The organism is Nitrospirillum pindoramense (assembly GCF_007827955.1).
GTDB classification, from domain to species: domain Bacteria; phylum Pseudomonadota; class Alphaproteobacteria; order Azospirillales; family Azospirillaceae; genus Nitrospirillum; species Nitrospirillum amazonense_B.
The window spans coordinates 112,788-125,474 of record NZ_VITR01000015.1; the positions used below are offsets into that span (position 1 = coordinate 112,788).

2 protein-coding genes (1 of these 2 cut by a window edge) are annotated in these 12,687 nt (G+C 72.9%); both read left to right on the forward strand.

Annotated features, from left to right (window positions below):
• Positions 1-4,959 carry a polyketide synthase gene (locus FBZ90_RS22315; RefSeq protein WP_145735194.1) on the forward strand — a complete coding sequence of 1,653 codons (4,959 nt, stop codon included), beginning with the start codon at positions 1-3 and terminating at the stop codon, positions 4,957-4,959.
• A protein-coding gene (locus FBZ90_RS22320) for a non-ribosomal peptide synthetase (protein ID WP_145735195.1) crosses the window boundary here: on the forward strand, positions 4,956-12,687 show its start. 9,278 nt of this gene lie beyond the right edge of the window; only the first 7,732 of its 17,010 coding nucleotides appear in the window; its start codon is at positions 4,956-4,958; its stop codon lies beyond the right edge, outside the window. Before FBZ90_RS22315 ends, FBZ90_RS22320 begins: the two co-directional genes overlap by 4 nt.

Below are 12,687 nucleotides of genomic sequence, written 5' to 3' on the forward strand. Positions count from 1 at the left end.
GTGGCGTCCAAGGGAAAGGGTTCGGCGGCGGGTTCCCACCCCCCTCCCGATTGGGAGGATGGGGGGACGCTGTCGCCTGACCTGGGCGCGACCGCCCTGCCCGCACTGGTGGCCGCCGTGGCCGCCCGGCACCCCGACCGGCCCGCCGTCGTGGTCGGTCCCACCGCCCTCAGCTACGGGGCCTTGGAACATCAGGTGGCGGCCTGGGCCGTGCATCTGGCCGGCCTGGGGGTGGCGGGTCGGCCTGTGGGGCTGTGCGCCGCCGCCAGCCCGGCGGTCGTGGTTGGCTTCTTGGCGGTGATGCGCGCGGGCGGCGTGCTGGTGCCGCTGGATCCGGCGCTGCCGGCGGATCGGTTGGCGCTTCTGGCCGGCGGTGTGGCGTGCCGCCTGGTGCTGACGGATGCAAGCGCGCCGGCCGATCTGTCAGCCGCCGCCGACTTGGCGCGGCTTGACCAGGGGCCGCCGATCCCCGCCGGGGGGGATGCACCGGCCGCGTCCACCCCCGCCCTTGATCCGGCGGCGATCGCCTGCCTGTATCACACCTCAGGGTCCACCGGCCGACCCAAGCCGGTGGCCCTGGCCCACGGCACGCTCAGCCGGCGTGTCCGTTCCATGGCCGCCTGGTTCGGGCTGGGCGGGGACGAGGTGGTGTGCGGCGCTTCCAGTATCGGCTTTGATCCGTTCCTGCAGCAGCTGTTTTTCGCGTTGACCACCGGCGGCACGCTGTGGCTGCCGGATCGCTCCACCCTGCTGGATCCGGGGGCTTTCTGGACGCAGCTGACCGAGCGGGGCGTCACCCATTTGAACCTGGTGCCTTCCCAGTTGGATGCGCTGTTGGCGCGGCCGCCCCTGTCGCCGCCGCCCACGGTCCGCCGCGTGGTGTTGGGCGGCGAGCGCTTGCTGCCCCGGCACGTGGAGCGCATCCGCGCGCTGCTGGGGCCGGTGCCGGTCTACAACATGTACGGCCCGACGGAGGCCACGGTGGACGCCACCGGCCACCGTGTCGCGGGTGACGAGGTGGAAATCCCCATCGGCCGCCCCTTGCCTGGTTGCCGCGTCCGCATCCTGGATGAAGAGTCGGCCCGCGTGCCGGTGGGCGTCGAGGGGGAGTTGTGCATCGGCGGCGCCGGCCTGGCCGAAGGCTATTGGGGCCTGGATGCCGCGACCGCCCAGTCTTTCATAGCCGATCCCCACGGCGTACCCGGTGACCGGCTGTACCGGACGGGGGACCGGGCCCGTTGGACGGCGGATGGCACCCTGCTGTTCGGCGGGCGCCAGGACGATCAGGTGAAGATCCGGGGGCAGCGTATCGAGCTGGGTGAGGTCGAGGCGGCGGTGCGGGCGCTGGACGGGGTCACCGCCGCGGCCGTGGTGCCTTGGGCCGACGCCCCGGGGGGCATGGCGTTGGTGGCTTATGTGGCCGGCGTGGTCGATCCCGTGGCTGCGCGCACCGTTCTGGCCCACCAGCTGCCGGCGGCGGCCGTGCCCTTGCGCGTCATTCCCATGGCGGCCCTGCCGCTGACCACCTCCGGCAAGGTGGACCGGCGCGCCCTGCCGCCACCGGACGCGGACCCGGCGCGGTCCCCTATCCCGTCTGGCCCCGTCCTGCCCCGTCCGGCGCCCAGCGCGGCCAGTCTGCAGGACGCCATCGCTGGGGTTTGGGCCGGCCTGCTGGGCCGGCCGGTGGATCCGGCGGCCAACCTGTTCGAGATGGGGGCCCATTCCCTGTTGGTGCCGCCGGCCCTGGCCGGCATCGAGGCCGCGACGGGACGGCGCGTGACGCCGGTGGACCTGTTCCGCTTCCCCAGCGTCATGGCCCTGGCGCGCCACCTGTCGGGCGAAGCGCCCTCGCCGGATGCCGACCGCGTCCGGTCGGGCCGGAGCCCGAGGGGCGGCGACCCCTCCGGCGCCGGTCAGTCCATCGCCGTCGTCGGGTGGGCGTTCCGCTTTCCCGGGGCGGACGATGCCATGACCTTCTGGGACAACCTTCTGGCCGGCCGCGACGCCGTGCGCCATTTTGACCGCGCCGACCTGCGGGCAGCGGGTGCGCCGGCGGTGCTGGCCGATCATCCCGACCTGGTGGCGGCCAACGCCGCTGTCGACGGTCTGGATCTGTTCGATCCGGTGCCCTTTGGTTATGGCCCGGGCGAGGCGGCAGAGATCGACCCGCAACAGCGGCTGTTGCTGGGCCTGGCCTGGCATGCGCTGGAGGAGGCGGGGTGCGATCCCGTCCGGGACGGCCCCGTTGGCGTCTATGCTGGCGTGGGCTTCAACGCCTATCTGCTGGACAATCTGCGGGGGCGCACCGGGTTCGCCGGGGGTGCGGACCGATATTCCGTGGTGGTGGGCGCGGACAAGGACTTCGCCGCCACCCGCCTGGCCTACAAGCTGGACCTGACCGGCCCCGCCGCCACGGTGAACAGCGCCTGTTCCACCGCCCTGTCGGTGACGGCGGCGGCGGTGGACGCCCTGCGCCTGGGTCGCTGCCGGGTGGCGCTGGCCGGGGCCGCGTCGCTGGGTATGTTCTCACCCTGGGGCTACATCCATGCCGAAGGCGGCATCGCCTCGGCAACCGGATGCTGCCGGCCGTTCGACGCCGCCGCCGATGGCACCGTGGGCGGGGCGGGTGGGGCTGTGCTCGTCCTGAAGCGCTTGGATGACGCCCTGGCCGATGGCGACCTGATCCACGGTGTCATCCGGGGGGTGGGCGTCGCCAACGATGGCGCGGCGAAGGCCGCGTTCGCCGCCCCCTCGGTCCAGGGGCAGGCGGCCGCCATCCGCGCCGCCCTGGCCGACGCGGGGGTCGAGCCCACCCAGGTGGGGTTTGTCGAGGGGCATGGTACGGCCACGGCCCTAGGCGACCCGATCGAGGTGGCCGCTTTGAACCTGGCCTATGCCGGGGCCCCCGCCGGTGCCATTGCGCTGGGGTCGGTCAAGGGCAACGTCGGGCACCTGGACGCCGCCTCCGGCATGGCCGGCCTGGTTAAGGCGCTGCTGGCGGTGCGCCATGGCGTCGTGCCGCCCACCGCCCATTTCAGCACCGCCAATCCCCGCATCCCCTTCGCCCAGGGGCCGTTCCGCGTGAACGCCGGGGCGGAGCCATGGCCCGTGGCGGGGGAGCGCCTGGCCGGTGTCAGCAGCTTCGGCATGGGGGGCACCAACATCCATCTGGTGGTCGCGGCCCCGCCCGAGGCGGCGCCGCTTGATCTCCCCGGGACCCCCGATATCCCCCGGGCCGATGCGCCCCACCTGTTGACGCTGTCGGCGGCCACCCCCGGGGCCTTGGCCCGCCTGGCAGCGGCGATGGCCAACCGGCTGGACCAGCCGGACGCACCGTCCCTGTCGGCGGTGGCGGCCACCCTGGCGCGGCGCCGGCCGCTGCGGCTGCGTCGTGCCGTCGTGGCCGCGTCCGCCGCCGAGGCGGCGGCGGCCCTGCGGATCGTCGATCCGGCGCCCGACGCCGGCGCGGCGCCAACGGGCGCCGGGACTGCGGGTGCTGGGCCAGTGGGCGCTGGGAATGCGGGTGGGGCGGAGGTCGCCTTCCTGTTTCCGGGCCAGGGCGCGCAGCATCCGGGCATGGGGCGCGACCTCTATCGCGCTTCGCCCGCGGCCGGTGCCGTCTTGGCGGAAGCCGCCTCGGTCCTGCAGGGCACGCCGGTGGCGGCCCTGACGGACCTGTTGATGGCCCACCCCGGCGACGCGGGCGCCGCCCGCGCCCTGGCAGAAACGGCGATGACCCAGCCGGCCCTGTTCGTCACCGAATACGCCATCGCCCAGGCCTTGATGGCGGAGGGGGTGCGACCAGAGGCGTTGATGGGCCACAGCGTGGGTGAATACGTCGCGGCCTGCCTGGCCGGCGTCATGCCCTTCGTGGACGCCTTGCGCCTCGTGGTCGCGCGTGGCCGCCTGATGGGGGCCGCGGCGCGGGGCGCCATGCTGGCCGTTTCCCTGCCCGAGGCGGTGGCGGCGCCGCTGGTGGCCGAGGTGGGGGCCGACCTGGCGGCGGTGAACAGTCCCAACCAGTGCGTGGCGGCGGGAACCGAGGCCCAGATGGCCGCCCTGGCCGATCGTATCGCGGCGCTGGGCAAGACGGCGCGGCGCCTGACCGTTTCACACGCCTTCCATTCCGCCTTGATGGAACCGGTGTTGTCCGATTTCGCCGATGAGGTGGCGCGCGTGGCCCTGGCGCCGCCCCGCATTCCCATCGTCTCCAACCTCAGTGGCGATTGGCTGGCGCCCGCTGACGCCATTGATCCGGCCTATTGGGTGCGCCACCTGCGCGGCACGGTGCGTTTCGCGGCCGGTATCGCCCGCTTGGCGGAGGCGCCCCGGCGCCTGCTGGTGGAGGTGGGGCCCGGCGTTGGCTTGGGCCGCATGGCCCGCGCCGGCGGCGTCCCCGCCCCGCGTATTATCGCCACGCAGCCCGAGGCCAGCCAGGCCGGGGCCGAGGATGGCCGGGCCGCCCTGCTGGCGGCCATCGGGCGGCTGTGGACGGCGGGCGCCCCCCTGGCGCGGACGCCGGCCGGGCCGCGCGCGCGCCTGCCTCTTTATCCCTTCGACGTTCAGCGGCTGTGGATCGACCCGGCGGCCGATGGCGCCGCATCGGCCACGGTCCCCGGTGCGGCCGTGGGCGCCATGTCGCGGGGCCCGTTGACGGCATCGGCCGCCTATCCGGCCGCCAGCCCGCATCCGGCCCCGGCGGCGGGCGGCGCCATCGAAGGCGTCGTCACGGCCGTGTGGCGTGACGTCCTGGGTATCCCCGCCATCGGACCGGACGATGATTTCCTGGCGCTGGGCGGGGATTCGCTGATCGCCGTGCGCGTGGCCGCCCGCCTGCGGGAGCGCCTGGGGTGTGAGGTGTCGACGGAGGCGGTGTTCCGCGGCGCCACGGTGGCCGGCTTGGCCCGGTTGTTGGAGGCGGTGCACCCGGCCGGCCTTCGGGAGGAGGGGTTTCTGTGACGGACGCGACCGCCCTATTGGCTGAACTGGCCGCGGTGGATATCCATTTGCGGGTTGAGGGCGGGCGCCTGCGCTACGACGCGCCGGCCGGCGCGTTCAGCGATGCCTTGAAGGAGCGGGTGCGGTCGGCCCGATCGGCGTTGATGAGCCATTTGGCGGGCCCGGCACCCTTGTCGTCCGGACAGGAGCGCATGTGGTTCCTGAATCGGCTGGAGGCGGGGGGCGGCGCCTATACCGAGCATCTGGCCTTGGATCTGCGCGGGCCGTTGGACCTGGCCGCCCTGACCGCCGCCGTCGAGGCCATCGTGGCCCGGCATGCCCCCCTGCGCACCCTGTTCCGGGACGGCCCGTCCGGCGCGACGCAGGTGCCGGCCGCCCGGGCGCCGGCTCTGGAGGTGGTGCCGATCGCGGCCGGTGACCTGGCGGATCGGCTGGCGGCGTTGGCCCATCGCCCCTTCGACCTGGCGACAGAGGCGCCGGCGCGTTTCACCCTGCTGCGGGTGGCGGACGATCACCATGTCCTGTCCGTCGCGGCCCACCATGCCGCCTGGGATGGCTGGTCCAATGGCGTCTTCCTGGCGGAACTGGCCGAACTTTATACCGCCCGGCGACAGGGGCGGCCGCCCTCACTGCCGGAAATCGCCGTCGATATCCCAACCTTGGCGCGGGCGGAGCGTGAGCGCCTGGGCACCGCCGCCGCCCAGGCGACGGTCGCCCGTCTGGCTCAGGCTTGCCAGGGCTTCCCAACGGTGCTGTCCCTGCCCACCGACCGGCCTCGCGGTGCGGTCGCCGATGGCCGGGGGGCCGCCCTGCCGGTGCGTGTGTCCGCGCCGGTGCTGGCGGCGCTGGACCAGGCCGGGCGCCAGGTGTCGGCCACGTCCTACATGGTCCTGCTGGCCGCCTGGGCCCTGACCCTGGCGCGCCTGACGGGGCAGCGCCGGTTGCTGGTGGGGGCCCCTGTGGCCGGGCGTGACAGCGCGGCGGCGGAGGCGCTCATCGGCTATCTGTCCAACACCGTCGTTTTTCCCATCGACCTGGAGGGGGCCGCCGACTTCGCCACGCTGGTGGGGCGGGTGCGCCAGGCGGTCCTTGCCGGGCTGGACACCCAGTCGGTGCCGTTCGAGGCCCTGGTCGAGGCGTTGGCCCCGCCCCGGTCGGCCGCCACCACGCCCCTGGTGCAGACCGTTTTCGCCCTGCAGCCGGCGCCGGTGACGGCCCCGGCGCTGGCGGGGCTGGAGGTTTCCGTCCTGCCCGACGGCAACGTCGCGGCGCGTTACGAGCTGATGCTGAACCTCCTGCCCACCGCCGATGGTGGCCTTGAGGGGTCGCTGATTCACGCCACCGCGCTGTTGGACCAGGCGACCGTCACCGGATGGCGGGACCAGTTCCTGGCGACGCTGGCGGACGTGCCCGCCGCCTGGAACCGGCCGCTGGATTTCGTTCCCCAGGCGGTGGCAGGCCCGGATGGGCCGTCAACGCCCGATCCCGTGGTCCCGGCGGCGGCGGGCGATTTCGCCACCGGGACGGAGCGCCGTCTGGCGGCGGTCTGGGCCGAGTTCTTGCAGGCCGCCCGCATTGGCCGGGACGACGACTTCTTCCTGCTGGGCGGCCACAGCCTGCTGTTGATGCGCATGGTCCACCGCGTGGCGGAGATGGGCCTGGGCCGGCTGAGCTTGGCCGACGCCCTGGCCAATACCCGCCTGTCCGCCATGGCGGCGGTGCTGGACCGCCGGACACGGGCCGCGCCTTCCCCGCCTGTGGTGCCGGACCCGATCGCCGAGGAGGCGCCGGCGTCGCCCGCGCAGGAGGGGCTGTGGCTGGCCCGGCGGGATGATCCCGACGCCGCCAACTGGATGGTCCCCAGCCTGATACTCCTCGATGCCGGGGTGGGGGAGGCGGAGCTTCGGTCCGCCCTGGCCCGTCTCGCGGCCCTGCATCCGGCGTTGCGCACCACGCTGGTGGAGCGCGAGGGGCAGGTGTGGCAGCGGGTCGCCGTACCGGGCCCGGTGGCGTTGAATGTCCAGGACGGCATGGATGGGGAGCGTGTCGCCGCCTTCCTGCGGGCTGAGCTGGCCCGTCCTTTCGATTTGTCGCGGGGGCCGCTTTACCGCTTCCATCTGCTGCGCGGGACGACGGGCGCCAGCCTGTACATCGTGGCCGACCACATCGTTACCGATGGCTGGTCCCAGGAACTGCTCGCCCGCGACCTGCATACCCTGCTGGCGGGGGGTGATCCGCCGGCACCGGAACTCACCCCGATCGCCCAGGCGCAGGCCCACCGGACGCTGCTGGCCGGGCCGGAGGGGGCTCGCCTGGCGGAGTATTGGCGCACCGCCCTGGATGGGATGGTGCTGGGCGATCCGCCAGGCGCGCTGGGCCGCCGGCCGCCCGCCGCCGCCCGGCGGGGACGCAAGGTCCAGGTCCGCATGGACGGGCGCCAAGGCCGCGTTCTGGATACCATCGCGCAGGGCGCGCGCACCACCCCCACCGCGGCTTTCGCTGCCGTCGTGGCCACCCTGCTGGCCCGTTTGAAGGGGGATGGGCGCGAGGTGGCGGTGGGCCTGCCCTTCGCTTGCCGCACGGCGCCGGAGATGGCGGGGGTGATGGGTTGCTATGCCGAGGTCCTGCCCATCCGCCTGCCGGCGCGGATGGACCAGCCGTTCCAGGACCATCTGGTCGCTGCCCGCCAGGGTATCGCGGTCGCCATCGCCCATCAGGACTATCCGCTGAGCAGCATCATCGCCGACCGCGCCCGGACCGGCGGCGGGGACGCCGGCAGCCTGTTCGACGCCGTCGTCGTGTATGACGACGCGGGGCCGGGACAGGAGGACTGGTTCGCCCCCGACCTCAACACCGGCAAGTACGACCTGGCCTTCATCCTCAGCCGCCTGCCCGATGGTGGTGGATTGTTGGCGGTGGAATACGACAGCTGGCTGTATGACGAGGCCGACGCGCGGGCCTTCATCGACCGTCTGGCGGTGCTGATGGCCGATATCGGCGCCCGGCCGCAGGCCCCCTTGGGCGACCTGGAGATCCTGCCGACGGCGGAGCGCGACCGCGTGGTGGGGACGTTCAACCAGACCGCCCTGGATTATCCGCGCGATGCCGACCTGGGATCGCTGTGGCGGTCCGCCGCCGCTCGCCACGCCACCCGTCCGGCCTTGACCGGCACGGATGGCGTGACCCTCAGCTATGCCGAGCTGGAACAGCGCGTCGGCGCCCTGTCCGCTGCCTTGGCCGGCGTGGTGGGCGATGACGCGGCGGTGGGATTGGCCTTGGATCGGGACGCCCCGGCGGTGATCGCCACCCTGGCGTTGACCCGGCTGGGGGTCGCCTACCTGCCGCTGGATGCCAAGCTGCCCGTGGACGCGGTACGGCGACTGATGGCCGATGCCGGCGCGCGGCTGGTGCTGGCCGACGATGGCGCGGCCCAACGCCTGGCGGATTTGGGCAATCCGGGAAGAGGCCCAGGAGGGGATGGCGTCGCCGTCGTGCGCCTGGATCTCGTGCCGCCCGCCCCGACCCGGGGCGGGGACGTCATGCCGGCCCGCACGGTGGACGGGGGGGCACCCGCCTATATCATGTTCACCTCGGGTTCCACCGGCCTGCCCAAAGGCGTGGTCGTGCCCCATCGCGGCGTGGCGCGCCTGGCGCTGGACCCGGTGGCGGTGCCGATCACGGCGGACGACGTGGTGCCCCAGGCGGCTCCGCTGGGCTTCGACGCGGCCACGCTGGAAATCTGGGGCACATTTCTGAACGGGGCGCATCTGCGGATCGTGAGCGATGACGACCTGATGGATCCGGCGGCGCTGGCCACCACCCTGCGCCAGACGGGCGTCAGCGTCCTTTGGCTGACCGCGGGCCTGTTCAACCGGGTGGCGGATGAGGCGCCGGGCGCCTTCGCCACCACCCGCGTGGTCCTGACCGGGGGCGAGGCCGCCAACCCCGCGCAAATGGCCCGGGTCCTTGCGGCCTGCCCCGGCACGCGGCTGATCAATGCCTACGGCCCCACTGAGAACACCACCTTCACCAGCGTCCACGCCGTCACGCCAGCTGACCTGGCCGACTTGGCCGGGGCGGTGCCCATTGGCCGGCCGATCGCCAACACGCGCGTCTATCTGGTTGATGACCGTCTGCGACCGGTCCCGGTGGGCGTTTGGGGCGAGTTGCTGTGCGCCGGCGATGGCTTGGCCCTGGGCTATGCCAACCGGGCCGACTTGACGGAGGCGTCCTTCGTCCATTTGGACTGGGCGGGTGGAGAGCGGGCTTATCGCAGCGGCGACTACGCCCGCTGGCGGCATGACGGCGTGTTGGAATTCGGCGGCCGGCGCGATGGCCAGGTCAAGATCCGGGGCCACCGCATCGAGACTGGCGCCATCGAGGCGGTGCTGGAAGAAGGGGCGGACATCCGGGCCGCCGCCGTGGTCGTGACGGGTCAGGGGGCCGACCGCCTGCTGGTCGCCTGCGTGGTGGCGGATGATGCGGCGGCTGAACCGAGCTGGCGCCAGCGCCTGGGGGAACGGCTGCCTTCCTACATGATGCCGGCACGTTTCGTCCTGGTGCCCGCCCTGCCGGTGAACCGGAACGGCAAGGTGGATCGTCGGGCGCTGGCCCGGCACGTGGCGACGCTGACCACGGAGCCGGTCGTGGCGTCCATCCTGGCGGATCCGCGCCAACGCCTGGTGGCCCGCGTATTCACCGAGTTTTTCCCCGGCGTGGCCATTGATGGCGCCAGTGACTTCATGCGCCTGGGCGGTCATTCGCTGTTGGTCATGCGGCTGGCCGTGCGCCTGGCGGATGAGACGGGTTGCCGTCTGCCCATGCGCGCGCTGTTCGCCGCCCGCACCGTGACGGCCATCGCCGCCCTGCTGCCGGCCGGGACGGCGCCGGTGAGCACAGGCCACCGGGACGCGGCGGCCGAGTTGGACGGTGACGCCACGATTCCGTGCCAGCCGGAAGGGATGGACCATCCCTTGTCCCCAGGCCAGGAACGATTGATCGTCCTGCAACGTCTGTTCCCGGGCAGCGGTGTCTATAACGTGCCGGTGGTGTTCGATGTCGAGGGGCCGCTGGACCAGGCGGCGCTGGAGCGGGCCTTTGTCGCCCTGGAAACCCGGCATCACGCCCTGCGCCTGCGGATCGTGGACGATGGGCAGGCGGGCCTGCGGCAGCGTCTGGCCGCCCCCGGTGGACTGCGGCCCCAATGGATCGAGGTGGCGGACGCGGCCGCGGCCCGGGCTTATGTCGAGGCCGAAATGATACGGCCCTTCGACCTTGGGCGTGAAGGGCCGGCCCGTGCCCAGGTGGTGCGCTTCGGGCCGGAGCGATGGCGCGTCCTGCTGGTCGTGCACCACGCCTTCTGTGACGGCTGGTCCATGACCCTGCTGGTGCGTGACCTGACCGCCTTTTACGCCGTTGGCACGGGTGCCGTCGGGGACGCGGCGGTGGCCGGCGCGCCCCAGCGCCAGATGTCGGATTATGCCGTATGGCAGCGTGCCCTGGTGGCCGGGCCGCAGGGCAGGGCCACGCTCGCGCGACAGGTGGCCCGCCTGACGCCCCCACCCCCGCCCCTGGACCTGCCCACCGATCACCGCCGCCCGGCGGTGCGCGGTTTCAAGGGCGGAACCTTGGTCCATGCCTTCGACGGGGCCTTGAGCGACCGCCTGACGGCGCTGGCCCATGCCCATCGGGCGACCCCGTTCGCCCTGGCCACCGCCCTGGTGCAGGCCCTGCTTTATCGCCTGACCGGCCAAACCGACCTTGCCTTGGGAACCTTGGTTGCCCCGCGTGAGCGGCCCGAACTGGCCGACACCGTGGGCTTCTTCGTCAACACCCTGGTGTTGCGGCAGGCCGTCGCCGGGAACCGGCCCTTCCGTGACCATTTGGCGGAGACGCGGGACGTCTGTCTGCAGGCCATGGATGACCAGCATTGCCCGTTCGAGGCGCTGGTCGCGGCTGTCGACGCGCCCCGCGACCTTGGCCGGAATCCCCTGTTCGACGTCCTGGTGGTATGGCAGGAGGCGGCATCGGCGGTGCCGAACCTGCCTGGCTTGCGCACGGCGGCCATGAACCTGGACTTCCCGATGGCGAAGTTCGACCTGGCCTTCCACTTCTGCCGGCGCGACGGCGGGATCGCCTGCGAGATCGAATACAGCGCGGAGCTGTTCGCGCCGGCCACGATCACGCGGTTGGCGAACCGGCTGGAAACCTTGGCCCGCGCGGTGGTGGCGGACACTGCCCAGGCGGTGGACGCACTAGACCTGCTGCCGGCGGCGGAACGGGCGCTGGTGGTCCACGGCTTCAACGACACCGTCCAGGACCTGCCGGTGGAACGGGTTATCACCGCCCCCTTCCTGGACCGGATCGCCGCCGCTCCCGCCGCGCCGGCGTTGGTGGGGGATGATTTCCCCGCGCTGGATTACCGGGGTTTTGCCCGGACGGCCGCCCGCCTGGCCGCGCGGCTGCGCGAGGAGGGCGTTGGGCCGGGCGATGTCGTCGGCCTCTGCCTGCCGCGCGGACCCGGCCTCCTGACAGCCATCTTTGGCGTGCTGATGGCCGGGGCGGCCTACGCGCCCCTGGGCGCGGATCAGCCGCCGGCCCGCTTGGCCGACATGATGGACGACCTGGGCAGGCCCCTGGTGCTGGCGACCACGGCCACCCGGGACCGGGTGGCGGGGGCGGCCCGACTGCTGGAGATCGACCACATACTCGCGGTTGACGCGACGACCGTTCCGGCGGCGGATGACTGGGTGTCCAATCCGGCCGGCCCCGACGATTTGGCCTACGTGCTGTTCACCTCGGGTTCCACCGGCCGGCCCAAGGGGGTGGAGATCATCCATCGGGCGGTGCTGAACCGCCTGTGGTGGATGCAGGGGCAGTTTCCCATCGGCGCAGGCGACGTGGTGTTGCAGAAGACCCCGGTCACCTTCGATGTGTCGGTCTGGGAGTTGTTCTGGTGGTCGTGGACGGGGGCCGCGCTGGCGCTGCCGCCGCCGGGGCTGGAGCGCGACCCGGTGGGGCTGGCCGCCTTCATCGCCCGCCACCGCGTGACGGTGGTGCATTTCGTCCCGTCCATGCTGGCCGCGTTCCTGGCCTGTGTGGAGGATGGCCGGGTGCGGATCTCGGACCTGAAGACCCTGCGCTACGTCTTCGCCAGCGGCGAGGCGTTGGACCCCGGCCTGGCCGAACGTTTCGACCGCCTGCTGCACCGTGTCCACGGCACGGGCCTGCACAATCTCTATGGCCCGACGGAAGCGACGGTGGACGTCAGTTGGCATCCCTGCACGCCCTGGACGGGCGGCGGCGTGCCCATAGGGCGGCCGGTGGCCAACACCCGGCTTTACGTGCTGGACGGGCGGGGCCAGCCCACGCCCATCGGCGTCGCCGGGGAAATCCACATCGGCGGCGTGCAGGTGGCGCGCGGCTATCGCAACCGTCCCGACCTGACGGCGGAGCGCTTCATCGCCGACCCCTTCGCCGGTGGCGACCCGGACGCCCGGCTGTACCGGACCGGAGACCTGGGCCGGTGGCGGGCCGACGGCAGCATCGACTATCTGGGCCGCATCGACCACCAGGTGAAGGTGCGGGGGCAGCGCATTGAGCCGGGCGAGATCGAACATGCCCTGGAGGCTCACCCGGCGGTGGAACGCGCCGCCGTGGTGCCCGCTACCAGCGACGGGCTGACGGAACTGCATGCCTACCTGCTGTTACGCCGCCTGGTCGGCCCGG